Origin of the sequence: Arthrobacter sp. S39 (assembly GCF_004320525.1) — a bacterium.
In the GTDB taxonomy this organism is placed as follows: Bacteria; Actinomycetota; Actinomycetes; order Actinomycetales; family Micrococcaceae; genus Arthrobacter.
On record NZ_SIHX01000001.1, the window covers coordinates 661,765 to 676,439 of the forward strand.

Sequence of the window (14,675 nt, forward strand, 5' to 3'; positions counted from 1 at the left end):
CTAGTCCCCACCGGCTCCCGCGTCTCGCTGCGCTTCGCCGCGGGGCCCTCGCCGGCGTGGGCCCACCCTCCCCATAGAATGGACAGATGACCTTAAGCGTTGCGCTCGGCCCTGATACACAGGAGGGCACCCGGACCGGGACAGAGGCGTCCACCGACTCCCTGACCGCCCCCGACATCCCCTGGAACCTGGTGATCTGGAACGATCCCGTCAACCTCATGAGCTACGTCAGCTATGTTTTCCAAAGCTACTTCGGCTACACCGAGTCCAAGGCGAACAAGCTCATGATGGAGGTCCATAAAAAGGGCCGGTCCATCGTCGCCCACGGCAGCAAGGAACAGGTTGAGCGCCACGCCGTGGCCATGCACGGATTCGGGCTGTGGGCCACCGTGGAGAAGGCAACCGGCGGGCCGGGCGGCAACTCCGGCAAGCAGGGCGGATCAGGGCAGGGCAAGGGTAAGCGTGGCTAAGGCATTCAAATACGGGCTCAAGGGCATCACCGGATTCCTGGAACCGGCCGAACGGGAACTGCTCCGCAGCCTGATCGATGACGTCATCTCCATGCTCCAGCCGGAGGAACGTGCTAACCAGGATCCGCTCGCCGCGATGATCGGGCTGGACATGGACGTCCAGGAACCCACGGACCGTGCGGTCAGGCGGCTCCTGCCCAACGTCATGAAAAACGACGACGGCGCGTCCCTGGAGTTCCGCCAGCTCACCGAACGGTCGCTGCGGGAAACCAAGATCGGCGCCCTCCGGGCCGCCGCCCTGGACCTGGACAAGGACGACATCGTCCTGACTGCCGAAGGCGCCAGGCACTGGTCGATGGCGCTGAACGATGTCCGCCTGGTGCTGGCCGAGCGGCTTGATATCCGGGACGAGGAGGACGCCGAGCACGTCCACCTGATGCAGGACTGGTCGCAGGCGGAGGACGTGGAAAGCTACCTTGCCCTGGTGTACAACTTCGCCACGTGGCTGCAGGAATCCCTGGTGCAGGCGATGCTCCAGTCCCTGGACACCCGGGCCTGACCCGGCACGCACCGGAAGCCCGCCGGAACTGCGCTGGGCCGGTGGCCTGCGCTGCACTGTGACAAATTAGACATGAGTCGGACGCCACAATGTGATGGCCGCGACCACAGGGAAGACCTATCCTCGAATAATCATGACAACAGCCTCGAGCACGGACCCGTCAGCAGCTGCTGCGGCGTCCCCAGCCAGCAGCAGTACCGGCGGTCACCTCGGATCCCGGCCCATCGGCATCTTTGATTCCGGGGTCGGCGGGCTGACGGTGGCGCGGTCCATTATCGACCAGCTGCCCAACGAATCGATCCTTTACGTCGGGGACACCGCCCACGGGCCGTACGGACCCCTGCCCATCGCCGAAGTCAGGGCCAACGCCCTGGGTGTGATGGACGAACTGGTGGACTCCGGCGTCAAGCTGCTCACCATCGCCTGCAATTCGGCGTCGGCCGCGGTCCTGCGCGATGCCCGGGAGCGGTACACCGCCAAGTACGGGATTCCCGTGATTGAGGTGATCCAGCCGGCCGTGCGGCGGGCCGTGGCTGCCACCCGGACCGGACGAGTGGGCGTGATCGGAACGTCCGCCACTGTCGGCTCCCGCGCCTACGAGGACACGTTCGCCGCGGCGCCGGACCTGCAGATCACGTCCGTGGCCTGCCCCGAGTTCGTCAGCTACGTCGAAGCGGGCATTACCACCGGGCCCGCGCTGCTGGCCGTCGCCGAGGAATACCTCGCCCCGCTGAAGGCTGCCGGGGTGGACACTGTGGTCCTCGGCTGCACGCACTACCCGTTGCTCACCGGTGTCATTTCCTATGTGATGGGCGAGTCCGTGACGCTCGTTTCCAGCGCGGAAGAGACAGCCAAGGACGTTTACCGGGCACTGGCCACCCATGACCTGCAGCGGACCACCGCGTCGCCGCCGGAACACCACTTCATCGCCACCGGCGATGCCGGCCAGTTCGAAGCCCTCGCCCGCCGCTTCCTCGGACCCGAGGTCCTGTCCGTCCGGCACGTGGACCACGTCTCCGCCCAGTACCCCACCGGCAGCCTCGCCCGGATCACCCCCGAGATGATTGCCGCTGCACAGGGCGCCTCCGGGAGCATCAGGCCGCAGCGGAGGCTGTCGAACTTCGTGGACAGCGGCCGGGCCGGAGGTCCAGCCCAGTGAAGCTCACCATCGTTGGCTGCACCGGTTCCTTCCCGGGCCCGGGATCGCCGGCGTCGTGCTACCTCCTGACCGCCAACGACGGCGAACGGACGTGGAAGATCGTGATGGACCTGGGCAGCGGCGCGCTCGGCGCCATCCAGCGGTACACCGACCTTGAGGACATCGACGCGATTTTCCTGACCCACCTGCACCCGGACCACTGCATGGACCTCTGCGGCCTGCACGTGGCGGTCCGCTGGAAGCCGGGCGGCTGGGGACGCGGCAGGATTCCGGTCTGGGGCCCGGCGGCCACCGCCGACCGGATGGCCACCGCGTACGGCCTGGACCTGGACCCCGGCATGCACGAGGAGTTCGACTTCACCAACTGGACCGAACGCGGGCCCGTGACCCTGGGGCCGTTCACCATCACCCCGTTCGCCGTGAACCATCCGGTGGAGGAGGCCTACGCCCTCCGGGTGGAGGTCACGGAGCCGGACAAGGAAGGCAACCAGATCAGCCGGGTGCTGACCTATTCCGGGGACACCGATTCCTGTGCCGGCCTGGAGGAGGCGGCCAAGGATGCCGACCTGTTCCTCTGCGAGGCGGCCTTCGAGGAAGGCCGCGACGACGGCATCAAGGACGTGCACCTGACCGGCAAGCGGGCCGGCGAGGCCGCAGCGGCTGCCGGGGCGCGCCGGCTCCTGCTCACGCACATTCCCGTCTGGACCTCACCCACCACGGTCATGGCCGAGGCCCGGCCGGTCTTCGGCGGCGACGTGGCGGTTGCCGTGGCCGGAGTGCACTACACGATCTAGGACGCTTGGCCCCCTGCCCACTCGGTCCTTTACGGTTCCCGTACTGGTGCTGCACAGGTTCTTCCGATAGCTTATCGTTATTCGTTAATAACGATCATCGATAATACTTGGGGGAACAGTGGAACAGATCGGGAACCGCCTGCAGTCAGGCCAGCGGAAAATGGTGTCGCGCACGGATGCTGTGGCGATCATGGCCGTCGCTGCCATTGCGGCGGCCGCCACGACTTTTCTGGCCATCGCCGGAATCATTGCAACGTTTGCGGGACCGGTGACGCTGACCTTGCCCCTGCACTCTTCGCCGCAGGACCCCACCGGGCTGGAACTGGGTGCCACGGCACGCTTCACGGCCATGGAAGCAACCATTCCTGCCCTTCCTTCGGACGAGGCCGCGCTTCTGGCGTGGGCCGGCGTCCTGGGCCAGGTCAGCGTCCTGGCTGTGGCGGCCCTGCTGTTCCTGCTCGCCCTCCGGCTCCGCGGGGAGAACCTCTTCACTCCGGCTTCGGCATGGATTGTGGGATCCTGCGGCGTGGTCCTGGCCCTCGCCGGCAGCGCCGGACAGGTTCTCGATGCGGTCGCCCGCACGCGCATTGCCCGCCTGATCGCCGCCAACGGGCAAAGCGACGGCTTCACGGCCAGCTTCAATTTCACGCCACTGGTGGCCGGCGTCGTCCTGGTGCTCATCGCCGGCGTTTTCCAGTTCGGCCGCCGGCTGCAGAAGGATACCGAGGGGCTTGTCTGATGCCGGCCGAGGATTATTCGGCGATCCACTGCCGGCTCGATGAACTGCTGGCGGAGCGCGGCATGAGCCTGACGGAACTGAGCCGGCGGGTAGGCGTGAGCCTCGTGAACCTGTCTGTGCTGAAGAACAACCGGGCGAAGGCGATCAGGTTCTCGACGCTGACTGCACTGTGCGAGGTCCTGGACTGCAGCGTCGGCGATCTGCTCTCGTATCAGCCCGAATAGGCACCGGTGCCTCCGGAGGTGGCCGGGCGCGCGGCGGCGAGTCGATAAGCTAAAGCCATGACTTCAGAAGCAACCGCAGTGCCCGTAGTGCGCGCCGACGGCCGTACCCCCGACCAGCTCCGCCCCATCAGCATCACCCGCGGATGGTCCAAGCAGGCAGAGGGCTCTGCTCTGATCGAGTTCGGCAACACACGGGTCCTGTGCACGGCTTCGCTGACCGCCGGGGTGCCGCGCTGGCTCAAGGGTGAAGGCCGGGGCTGGGTCACCGCCGAATACGCCATGCTGCCGCGCGCCACCAACACCCGTTCGGACCGCGAGTCGGTCAAGGGCAAGATCGGCGGACGGACCCACGAGATCTCCCGGCTGATCGGCCGTTCGCTGCGCTCCATCATCGACACCAAGGCCCTGGGCGAGAACACCATCGTGCTGGACTGCGACGTCCTGCAGGCCGACGGCGGAACCCGCACAGCCGCCATCACGGGCGCCTACGTGGCCCTGGCCGACGCCATCCGCTTCGCCCGCGACAACAAGCTGATCGCCAAGAACGCCCAGCCCCTGATCGACACCATTGCGGCTGTTTCCGTGGGCATCATCGACGGTGTCCCCATGCTGGACCTGCCCTACGTTGAGGATGTCCGGGCCGAGACCGACATGAATGTTGTGGTCACCGGTTCCGGGAAGTTTGTTGAGGTCCAGGGCACCGCAGAGGGCGCTCCCTTCGACCGTGACGAGCTCAACCAGCTCCTCGATCTGGCCCTCCTGGGCACCACCCAGCTGGCGGCGATCCAGCGCGAAACCCTCGCGGACGCCCTGTGAGCCAGGCCGGAACAGGTTCCGACGGCGCAGGGCCCCGGCTCGTCCTCGCCACGCACAATAAGGGTAAGCTCCGCGAGTTGCGGGAGCTGCTGCGCGGCCAGGTTCCCGGGCTCGACGTCGACACCCAGGTCGTGGACGCCGCGGCGGCCGGTGCGCCGGACGTCGTCGAAACGGGTGTGACGTTTGCCGAGAACTCGCTGCTGAAGGCCCGCGCGGTAGCCGAAGCGACCGGCCTGGTGGCCATTGCCGACGATTCGGGCCTGGCTGTCGACGTCCTGGGCGGGGCGCCGGGCATATTTTCCGCACGGTGGGCCGGCCGGCACGGGGACGACGCCGCCAACCTGCGGCTCCTGCTGGACCAGCTGTCTGATGTCCCGGACGGGCACCGCGGGGCGGCGTTCGTCTGCGCCGCCGCGCTGGCCGTTCCCTCAGCGGTTGGCACGGCCCACGAAACGGTGGAATACGGGCAGCTTGAGGGGACCCTGCTGCGCGAGCCGCGCGGTGAGGGCGGGTTCGGCTACGATCCCGTCCTGCAGCCCGTCGGCGAAGAACGCAGCTGCGCCGAGCTGTCCGCCGAGGAGAAGAACGCCATCAGCCACCGGGGCCAGGCCTTCCGGGCACTGCTGCCTGCCATCGTCGAGGCACTCGCCCGGACGTAGCGCCGGGTCTGGAGGCGATGGCCGGAAGAACCGGCCTGGAGACAAGGAAGGGAGCCATGCACCTGCAGGGCTCCCTTCCAGTTTCCGGCGTTGGGCCGGCGGTGCTGCGGTGGGGCTCAGTGCTCCGGGTGGGTCTTCCGCTCGGCTGCGGGTTCGTGCTCCTCGATGAACTCGTCCACCGGATCCGTGCCGTACTTGGCGGCCTGGCGCTTGGCCGAGATGCCGCGGAGCACCTCGATGCCGATCGGAATCACGGAGAGCAGCACGATGGCGATGAAGATGATGTCCAGGTTGTCCCTGACCCACGGGACCCTGTCGCCCAGAAGGTAGCCGAGGAGGGTCACGCCGCTGCCCCACAGGACTGCGCCGATCACATTGAAGAGGAAGAACTTCTTCTTGTCCATCTGGGCTACGCCCACAATGACGGGAACGAACGTCCTGATGATCGGAACGAAGCGGGCCAGGATCAGGGCCTTGCCGCCGTGCTTCTCGAAGAACGCATGGGCATTCTCCACGTTTTCACGCTTGAACAGGCGGGAATTGGGCTTGTTGAAGATGGCAGGACCGGCCTTGGAACCGATCAGGTAGCCGGTCTGGTTGCCGATAATCGCGGAGACCGTGATCAGCAGCGCCAGGAGCCAGACATTGAACTTGATGGTGTCCGTGGCCACCAGCAGGCCGGCCGTAAACAGCATTGAATCGCCGGGCAGGAAAAAACCCACCAGCAGGCCGGTCTCGGCAAAGACGATTCCGCAGACCAGCAGCACCACCCAGGGGGCGAGTGCGGGATCGGCCAGGAAAACCTGGGGGTTCAGCCAGTCGGGCAGGAACGATGCCAGCTGCGGCTGGACCGGTCCGGCACCTCCCAGCATGGGCGCGGCAAGGTCGCTGATCGCAAGAAAGTTCACCTACTCAGGGTACTTGACCCGACGCCAGGCCGATTGTCATGGTGATATCCGCGACAGGGCCGCCGCGGTGACACAGGAACGGCCTTGGCCGGCGGTAAAGTATGGGCCGTGGGTTTGGACTTTACGGCGATCGACTTCGAAACAGCCAACGGCTTCCGGGGTTCACCGTGCGCGGTGGGCCTGACGAAGGTCCGGGGCGGCAAAGTGGTCGCCGAGGCGTCCTGGCTGATGCGCCCCCCGGAAAACCATGACCACTTCGATTACCACAACGTCCGGATCCACGGCATCCGTGCCGAGGACGTTGCCGGACTTCCACGGTTCGGTGAACTCTTTCCCGAAATGGGCGCCTTCATCGGCGACGACATCCTGGTGGCCCACAATGCGGCCTTCGACCTCGGCGTCATCAGGTCCGGCCTGGAGGTGTCGGGCCTTCCCGGGCCGGCCTACGACTACGTTTGCACGGTCATGCTGTCCCGGCGCTGCTATTCGCTCGTCTCGAACTCCCTGCCCTTCGCCGCTGAAGAAGCCGGCGTTCCTTTGGTCAACCACCACGACGCCGGCGAGGATGCCCGGGCCTGCGCCGGAATCCTGATCGATATCGCAGCGCGCAACGGTGCCAACAGCATCGCCGAACTTTACTTGTCGCTGGGCCTCGCACTTGCCCACCAGCCGGCGTTTGACCCGTCACGGGACGCGCTGTCCAAGCAAAGCCTTGCCGCGGTGGCCGTCGCCGATGGCGGTGGCCCGGCCCGGGTCCTGCCGTTCCGGTCGGGGTGGCCGGAGGAGGGTGCCAACCCGCTGCCCAACGCCGACGCCGAACCCGGCCATCCGCTGTACGGCCAGACGGTGGTCTTCACCGGGGAGCTCTCCATGGCACGGCCTGAAGCCAAGGTCCGCTCCGCGGAGTTCGGCGCCCGGCCCGAAAGCAGGGTGACGGCACGGACCACCGTGCTGGTTGTCGGCGACGGATTTGTGGCCTCGGACCTGCGCTCCGGGAGGCTGACGGGCAAGGCCCGGCGCGTCCTGGAACTGCACGAACGCGGCCAGCTGATCGAGGTCCTCTCCGAAGGCGAATTCCTCCAGATGGTGGGCGGCTACGCCACGGCCGGCGCGGCTGCGGCAGCACACACCGCCTGATTCATCTGGCGCAACAAACCTTCCGCACCGCCCGGCGTGCTCCTAGCCTTGCAGCATGAGCAAATCCACCGGCGTTAAGACCACCCCCGCTGCCACCCGGACGGGGATCGACTGGCGTGCGGTGTTTGCCTTCCCCAACCCGGTCAACGATTACGCTGCCCGGATCACTGCCGGGCTGGTGGTGCTGCTGGCCGGCGCCACGCTCTTGACCGGTTCCGGCTGGGGGCTGCTGGTCATTGCCGCCGGGTTCTGGCTCCGCGTGCTGTTCGGCCCCCGGATTTCACCGCTGGCCCTGCTCTCGGTGAAAGTCCTGGCGCCGCGGCTGGGGCGGCCTAAGCTCGTCCCGGGGCCGCCCAAGCGGTTCGCCCAGGGCATGGGCACCGTGGTCTCCACCACGGCACTGATCCTCTTCGCGGCGGGCGCCGCTCCCGCAGCGTGGATCGTGCTGGCAGTTCTCATCCTTGCCGCGTCCTTGGAAGCATTTGCGGGCTTCTGCCTGGGCTGTGTCATTTTCGGGCTGCTGCAGCGCCGCGGACTCATCCCGGCGGAAGTCTGCGAGGCCTGCAACAACATCTCCCTCAGGCGGTTGTGACGCCCACCAGCATGTCCGCCATGCCGCGGATGACGTGCGGTGCCTCCAGCTGTTCCAGCCAGGCCGCCGGAAGGCACGCCTCGCCGTAGTAGGCGCCAAGGATGTTGCCCGCGATCGAACCGGTGGAGTCGCTGTCGCCGCTGTGATTGACGGCCAGGCCGACGGCGGCGCGGAAGTGGTCTTCCGGGGCACCGGATCCTGTGCTGTCCGGGGCCGTTGCCAGGACCGCGTAAAGCCCGACGGCGAATGCCTCCTCAGCGACCCAGCCCTCGCCGAGCTGCTGCACCAGTTCCTCCGGGCCCACGATGCCGGTTTCGGCCAGGCGGACCGCCGCCTCCAGCCGCAGCGGCAGTTCCGGGGCGGCGTCGACCAGTGCCCGCACATCATCCAGGACCGTCGCCGCTGCTGCCCGCAGGGTGTCGCCGGACACCAGCCTGTTAATCAGCAGGCTGAAGGCTCCCGCACTCTGCCGCGCGGACGGATGGCCGTGCGTCAGGGCGGCGGCGTCGGCACTCAGTTTGTAGACGGCGTCCGGCGTGATGTGGGGTATCAGTCCGAACGGCGCGGACCGCATCACCGTCCCGCAGCCCTTGGAGTCCGGATTTACGGGACGGAACGAGGTTCCCATCTCGCCGGTGGCGAGTCCGCTGATGCAGGCTGCGCCCGGGGCGCGGCGGTGCCGGAGCACCTCCTGCGTGTCGATCCAGCGCGGCTGGGGCACCGGTGCGGAGGACGGTGCCGCCTCACCCTGGCTGGCCAGCCAGCGGAGGTACGCCAGCCAGAGGCAGGCGTTGGCGTCGGCGCCCACTCCTGAGTTGGCCCATTCGAGCGCCTCCACGAGCCCGTCAACGGTGTACAGCGTCATCTGGGTGTCGTCCGAGAAGTGGCTCCCGCCGTCGACCGCTGAAAAGTCCGTCAGTCCCGCCGGACCGAAACGGCGGCGGATCTCCGTGATGGAATCGAACTCGACGGCGTAGCCCAGCGAGTCGCCCAGCGCTCCGCCCAGCAGGCAGCCGTGGATGCGGGACTCCAGCGAGGGCACGGCAGGGGCGCCCGGATCATTGCTCATGACAGTAAATTTACCGTGGCGCGGCGGGTTGCCTGCACGGGGCGCTAAGCTCGGATCCAGCCAACGTCCAGACTCCGCTGGCAGAATGCAGGGGCTCCCTGGTGCATAAAGCCCAGGGCAGCACCCGGCCGCTGAGCCCACACCCTATGCAAAGGACTGCCCCAACATGACCACGCCTGTGCCCGTCCACCACGCACACAACGCCCAGCCCTCCGGGGCCGGCGCTGTCCCGGCCAGCTACGGGCTGGTGGCCAGGCTGTCGGCCGAAGCGTTCGGCAGCCTGTTCCTGGTGGTCGCCGGCCTGGGCGTGCCGCTTTTCACCATCCCGCAGTCCAGCCCGCTGCCTGCCGCGCTCGCCGCCGGCCTCGCGGTCACCGCGGTCATGCTCGCATTCGGCTACGTGTCCGGCGGGCACTTCAACCCGGCCGTGACCGTCGGCCATGCCGTGGCCGGGCGGATCCGGCTGGGCCACGCCGCCGCCTACATCGGCGCGCAGCTGGTCGGTGCCCTGCTCGGTGCCCTGGCACTTTTCGCGATCCTGCGCACCCTTCCCAGCATCCAGGACAGCCGGACGGCGTTCGACACCGTCACGGCGGGCTTTGGTGAGCACTCCATCATCCAGGCCCCGATGGCCGCGGTCCTGCTGCTGGAAGTGCTGGGCGCCGCGATCCTGGTTTCCATCTTCCTCGGTGCCACCGCCCGTACCGGCGTCAACAAAGCTGCTGCGCCCGTGGCCGTGGGCCTGGCCTTCGCAGTGCTGCTCCAGCTGGGCCAGTCCGTAGGAAATGCGCCCTTCAACCCGGCCCGCGCCACAGCCTCGGCCATCTTCTCCTCCTCCTGGTCGCTGGAGCAGCTCTGGGTCTTCTGGGTGGCGCCGCTGGTCGGCGCAGCCATCGCCGGGCTGGTCTTCCGCGGCTTTGCTGTCTCCGCGGAGGCTGCAGGCGCGGCCACGGCTGCTGCTTCTGCAGACGCTGCAGATGGCGAGTTGGATGAGCACCACGACGTTGACGGGTCCGAGGACATCGCTGAGGCCGACGACGTCGACCGGTCCGGGGATGCAGTTGCGTCCGCCCCCGCAGCTGTACCGGCGGCCAAGGGTGACGAGGCGCAGGAGTTCTTCGACGGAAAGCGCGGTTAAGCTGCCCGCCAGGGGCCCGGCCGTGCGCGAGGGCAAGGGCCCCGCAGCGGGGCTGGCTCAAACTGTCAGTGCCAGCCGATAGCGTAGGAATATGCGGTTATTGCACACATCGGACTGGCATCTGGGCCGGTCGTTCCACGGCGTCGGGATGCTGGACGCCCAGCGGTCCTTCATCGACCAGCTCGTCAGCGCCGTCACGGAAGACGCTGTTGACGTGGTCCTGATCGCCGGCGACGTGTACGACCGCGCCCTGCCGGGCGTGGACGTCGTGGGCCTGCTGGACGACGCCCTGGTCAGGCTGACCGGAGCCGGCGCCAAAGTGGTCCTGACCAGCGGAAACCATGACTCCGCCATCAGGCTGGGCTTTGCCTCACGCCTGCTGGAACGCGGCGGAGTGCACCTTCGCACCAGGCTGGCCGAACTGGACCAGCCGCTGCTGCTGCCCCTGGACGGGACAGCTGCGGCGGACACCGGGGCTGAGGGCGCCATGCTGGCCATTTACGGCATTCCGTGGCTGGAACCGCGCCTGGTGGCGGAACCGCTGGGCGTGGAGACGGCCAGCCACTTCGAGGTCACGCGGGCAGCCACGGACCTCATCCGGGCGGATCTTCAGCGCCGCAGCGCCCTGGGCACTGTCCATTCCGTAGTGCTGGCACACACCTTTGCCAGCGGCGGCATCAGCTCGGACAGCGAACGGGACCTCAGCATCGGGGGAGTGGGAGCCGTCCCCCTGGACCTGTTCGACGGTTTCAGCTATACCGCGCTGGGCCACCTGCACGGCCGCCAGTCGCTCTCTCCCCAGGTCAGGTACTCCGGGTCCCCGCTGGCCTATTCCTTCTCGGAAGCCAAACACCAAAAAGGCGGCTGGCTGATCGACGTCGGCCCTGCCGGGGTTGCCGGCGTCACGGAACTGGCCTGGAAGGCTCCCCGGAAACTTGCAGTGCTCCGCGGCGGAATCACGGAACTGCTGGAATCCAGCGACCACGCCTGGGCAGAGGACGCCTACTGCCAGATCACCGTGACGGATGCCCAGCGGCCCGCCCAGGCCATGGAAAGACTGCGGTCACGTTTCCCGGACACCCTGGTGCTGGGCTTTGATCCCCAGGGCGGAGCCGTGAAGCCGGCAGCCAGCTACAGCAGCAGGCTGGCGGAGGCCGAGGACGACCTCTCCGTCTGCTGCGGATTCCTCGACCATGTCCGCGGCCGGGAAGCCGACGACGCCGAACGGGCCGCGCTCGCAGCGGCCCTGGACAACGTGCGGCTCCAGGAGGCATCGCTGTGAGGATCCACCGGCTGCGGATCTCCGCGTTCGGGCCCTTCGCCGGCACCGAGGAAATCGACTTCGACCGGCTCAGTGCCCACGGGCTGTTCCTCCTCAACGGACCCACCGGCGCCGGCAAGACCAGCGTCCTGGACGCCATCTGCTTCGCGCTGTATGGCTCGGTTCCCGGCGCGCGGCAGGACGGCAAACGCCTGCGCAGCGACCATGCGGACCCCGCCTCGGAACCGGCCGTCAGCTGCGAGTTCTCGGCCCAGGGCCGGCACTTCGAAGTCACCCGTTCGCCGGCGTGGGACAAGCCCAGCGCGCGCGGGAAGAACGGGTACACCACCCAGCAGGCCAAGACCCTCCTGCGCGAACGGGTGAACGGGGACTGGATCGAAAAATCCGGCCGCAACGACGAAGCGGGCGCCGAAATCACCGGCCTGCTGGGGATGGACCGCGAACAGTTCACCCGCGTGGTGATGCTCCCGCAGGGCGACTTCGCCGCGTTCCTGCGGTCCAAGGCATCTGACCGCCTGGACCTGCTGCAGAAACTCTTCGGCACCCAGCGTTTCGAAGCAGTGGAACAGGAGCTTTCACTCCTGGCCCAGGCCGCACGGAACGACGTTTCACGCCTGAACGGACAACTTGAGCTGCTGGCAGCGAGGGCTGAAGCCGAGGTATCCGCCGTCGGCCTCGACGAAACCGGGACGCCGCCGGCGGGGGACGCTGAGGCCCGGATTGAGTGGCTGCAGGCGGCCCTCGCCGTCCGCGCCGCCGGCCTGGCCGGGGAGGCGGAGGCAGCCACTTCGCTGAGCCGTGAGCACCGGCAGTTGCTGGACACTGCCGTTGCCAGGACGGAGCGGCAGCGCCGGTTGGAAGCCGCGGCAGCCCGCAAAGCGGCGGCCGACGAGGCAGCCCCGGTCCTGGACGCGCACGCCGCGCGGCTTTCCCGGCACCGCCAGGCGGAAGTACTGACCGGCCAGCTGCAGGCTGTGGACAAGGCAGAAGCCCGGCTCCGCAGTGCGGCTGCAGCCCGCGAGTCAGCCCTCACGCTCCTGCGCATGGCAGCGGACGGGGACCCGGAGCTGGCGTGGCTTGATCCGGACGTACCCGATGCCGCCCCGGAACTGAGCCGGCTGCGCTCGCTGCTCGCCGTGGTGGAAGCGCGGCTGCCGGACGAAGAGCGGCTCCTGGCCCTCACTGCCAGGCGGGCGGACCTGGGCCGGAAGAAGGAAGAGCTGCACGTTATCGAGGTTGACCTTGGCGGCAGGCTCGAGGCCTTGCGGGCGGAGTACACGGACCTGTCCGCGGGCCAGGAGCCACTCGCCGAACTCGCTGCAGCCGCCGTCATGCACACCAAGGAAGCAGCCGCGGCCGACGAACTGCTGGACGTTGTCCGCCGCTACCGGACTGCCGTGGCGGCACAGCAGCTGGCGTCAGAGCACTACGAGGCCTGCCGCGAGGACCAGCTGCAGAAAAAGCGCCGCTGGCTCGACCTCCGCGAAGAGCGCCTGGCGAATGCGGCAGCTGAACTCGCGGCGCAGCTCGCCGACGACGTGCCCTGCCCTGTGTGCGGCAGCCCGGATCACCCGTCCCCGGCAAAGGCGGCCCAGTCAGCCCTCCTGCTGGGCGAGGCCGAAGAAGAAGCCCGCGAGGAGTTCGAAGCGGCCGAGGCCCGGCTCTCAGAGCTGGGCACAGAGCTGGCAGCGGCGAAGCAGCTGGTGGCCGTCCTGGCAGGCCAGGGCGGGGACACCCCCGAAGACATTGCCCGGGAGGCCGCCGATGAGGCACGGCGCGCTGCCGAACGCTCCGCGCAGGCGGCTGACAAGCTGGCCGGGATGCGCCTGCGGCTCACCGGAATCGAAACCCGCATCGCTGAAGCGGAGACGGGCAGGTCCGGCGCCGGTGCGGACCTTGCCCAGGTTGAGTCCACCCTGGCCGAGGTCCTGGACCAGGCAACGGCCCTCAGCGAATCGCTGTCCGGCCTCAGGTCCGGCCACCGCGATCTGACGCACCGGCTGCGTGCGCTGAAGGATGCGGCCGGAACGCTTGAAAAGACCGTGCAGGCGCAGACCCAGCTGGACCAGGCGGAGCTCCGGTCGGCCGACGCCAGGCAGCAGCTGGACCTGGCCCTGCCGGAAGCGGGCTTCCGTACGGCCGAAGAGGCCCGGGCCGAACTGCTGGGCGGTGCCGAGGCCGCCTCGCTGCAGGCCACCGTCCGCGCCGGGCACGACGAACAAGCGAGGGTGGCCGAGCTCTTTGCGTCTGAGGAGGTCGTCCTGGCTCTTGAGGAACTGGCCTCGGAGCTGGTCCCGGACGAGGCTCAGCTCGCGGGGCTGCGGTCAGCTGCTGCACAGGCTGAGGCAGAGGCACGCACTGCGGGGCTGGCCGCGGGCATGGCGAAGCGTTGCGTGGAATCCTTGGATGCCATCGTGGCCGAGTACCGGGACCTTGCCGGCTCCGGCAGCGCTCCGCGGGAGCGCGCACGGATGCTGACCGCCCTGGCGGAAGCCGCGGGCGGACGCGGCGACAACACCTACCGCATGAGCCTGAACAGTTATGTCCTCGCTGCACGTCTGGAACAGGTGGCCCTTGCGGCATCTGAGCGCCTTGTCGCCATGAGCGACGGCCGCTACCTGCTCCAGCACACCGACGCCAAAGCCGCGCGCGGAGCCAAATCGGGGCTGGGACTGGAAGTGGTGGACCAGTGGACGGGGCACCGCCGGGACACGTCAACGCTTTCCGGCGGTGAATCATTCATGGCATCCCTGTCGCTGGCGCTCGGCCTGGCCGATGTGGTCCAGCACGAATCCGGGGGAATCCAGATTGAGACGCTGTTTGTGGACGAAGGCTTCGGCAGCCTGGACGAGCAGTCGCTCGAACAGGTGATGGATGCACTCGAAGGCCTGCGGGACGGCGGCCGGGTGGTGGGGCTGGTCAGCCATGTGGGCGAAATGAAGCAGCGCATCGGAGTCCAGCTCCAGGTGGTCAAGGGCCGCAACGGGTCCACGCTCCACATCTCCGACACGGCACCGCCGCTCTCATAAGAGCGGCACGCCAGCCCCCTGGCCCGGCCGGCAGGGCTATAATCGAACAGTTACCGGGTTGCGCGCATCGGGAGGAGGGACGATGCGCATGAACGAACGA

The 14,675-nt window shown here is 68.1% G+C and carries 15 protein-coding genes; 13 read left to right on the plus strand and 2 right to left on the minus strand.

Annotation, left to right across the window (positions count from 1 at the left end):
- The first annotated feature begins 86 nt into the window (after positions 1-86).
- The 8 genes from clpS (at position 87) to rdgB (ending at position 5,420) form a co-directional block, all read left to right on the plus strand.
- Positions 87-470, plus strand: a complete 384-nt coding sequence (gene clpS, locus EYS21_RS03125) for an ATP-dependent Clp protease adapter ClpS (protein WP_131131712.1) — start codon at positions 87-89, stop codon at positions 468-470.
- Complete coding sequence (locus EYS21_RS03130; protein WP_131131713.1) at positions 463-1,029, plus strand: DUF2017 domain-containing protein; 567 nt, start codon at positions 463-465, stop codon at positions 1,027-1,029. Before clpS ends, EYS21_RS03130 begins: the two co-directional genes overlap by 8 nt.
- A 94-nt stretch (positions 1,030-1,123) precedes the next feature.
- Positions 1,124-2,188 (plus strand): glutamate racemase, encoded by a 1,065-nt coding sequence (gene murI, locus EYS21_RS03135; protein WP_131131714.1) that lies wholly within the window; start codon positions 1,124-1,126, stop codon positions 2,186-2,188.
- Complete coding sequence (locus EYS21_RS03140; protein ID WP_131131715.1) at positions 2,185-2,982, plus strand: MBL fold metallo-hydrolase; 798 nt, start codon at positions 2,185-2,187, stop codon at positions 2,980-2,982. The genes murI and EYS21_RS03140 overlap by 4 nt, the downstream gene beginning before the upstream one ends.
- 118 nt (positions 2,983-3,100) lie before the next feature.
- Positions 3,101-3,721, plus strand: a complete 621-nt coding sequence (locus tag EYS21_RS03145) for a hypothetical protein (RefSeq protein WP_242633250.1) — start codon at positions 3,101-3,103, stop codon at positions 3,719-3,721.
- On the plus strand, positions 3,721-3,945 hold the full coding sequence (locus tag EYS21_RS03150; RefSeq protein ID WP_131131716.1) for a helix-turn-helix transcriptional regulator: 225 nt from the start codon (positions 3,721-3,723) through the stop codon (positions 3,943-3,945). The genes EYS21_RS03145 and EYS21_RS03150 overlap by 1 nt, the downstream gene beginning before the upstream one ends.
- A gap of 57 nt (positions 3,946-4,002) precedes the next feature.
- On the plus strand, positions 4,003-4,761 hold the full coding sequence (rph, locus tag EYS21_RS03155; protein ID WP_131131717.1) for a ribonuclease PH: 759 nt from the start codon (positions 4,003-4,005) through the stop codon (positions 4,759-4,761).
- A complete protein-coding gene (rdgB, locus tag EYS21_RS03160; protein ID WP_131131718.1) occupies positions 4,758-5,420 on the plus strand; it encodes an RdgB/HAM1 family non-canonical purine NTP pyrophosphatase in 663 nt (220 codons plus the stop codon). Before rph ends, rdgB begins: the two co-directional genes overlap by 4 nt.
- Positions 5,421-5,536: 116 nt before the next feature.
- Here rdgB and EYS21_RS03165 read toward each other — a convergent pair whose 3' ends face one another.
- Positions 5,537-6,313: a VTT domain-containing protein gene (locus EYS21_RS03165; RefSeq protein WP_131131905.1), complete on the minus strand. Its 777-nt coding sequence runs from the start codon at positions 6,311-6,313 to the stop codon at positions 5,537-5,539.
- A gap of 123 nt (positions 6,314-6,436) precedes the next feature.
- On the opposite strand from EYS21_RS03165, the gene EYS21_RS03170 reads away from it, so the two are divergent.
- On the plus strand, positions 6,437-7,465 hold the full coding sequence (locus tag EYS21_RS03170) for an exonuclease domain-containing protein (protein ID WP_131131719.1): 1,029 nt from the start codon (positions 6,437-6,439) through the stop codon (positions 7,463-7,465).
- Between the two features lie 55 nt (positions 7,466-7,520).
- Complete coding sequence (locus EYS21_RS03175) at positions 7,521-8,057, plus strand: DUF4395 domain-containing protein (protein ID WP_131131720.1); 537 nt, start codon at positions 7,521-7,523, stop codon at positions 8,055-8,057.
- Here the strand turns inward: EYS21_RS03175 and EYS21_RS03180 are convergent.
- Complete coding sequence (locus EYS21_RS03180) at positions 8,044-9,126, minus strand: ADP-ribosylglycohydrolase family protein (protein WP_131131721.1); 1,083 nt, start codon at positions 9,124-9,126, stop codon at positions 8,044-8,046. The two genes, EYS21_RS03175 and EYS21_RS03180, sit on opposite strands and share 14 nt — an antisense overlap.
- A 166-nt stretch (positions 9,127-9,292) precedes the next feature.
- On the opposite strand from EYS21_RS03180, the gene EYS21_RS03185 reads away from it, so the two are divergent.
- From EYS21_RS03185 to EYS21_RS03195, 3 genes are all read left to right on the plus strand, one after another.
- Positions 9,293-10,264: an aquaporin gene (locus EYS21_RS03185; RefSeq protein WP_131131722.1), complete on the plus strand. Its 972-nt coding sequence runs from the start codon at positions 9,293-9,295 to the stop codon at positions 10,262-10,264.
- A 91-nt stretch (positions 10,265-10,355) separates the two neighbouring features.
- The gene (locus tag EYS21_RS03190; protein ID WP_131131723.1) at positions 10,356-11,546 is read left to right on the plus strand and encodes an exonuclease SbcCD subunit D; all 1,191 of its coding nucleotides are present in this window, start codon (positions 10,356-10,358) and stop codon (positions 11,544-11,546) included.
- Positions 11,543-14,575, plus strand: coding sequence for an SMC family ATPase (locus tag EYS21_RS03195; RefSeq protein WP_131131724.1), 3,033 nt, complete (start codon positions 11,543-11,545; stop codon positions 14,573-14,575). The genes EYS21_RS03190 and EYS21_RS03195 overlap by 4 nt, the downstream gene beginning before the upstream one ends.
- Positions 14,576-14,675: the final 100 nt, after the last annotated feature.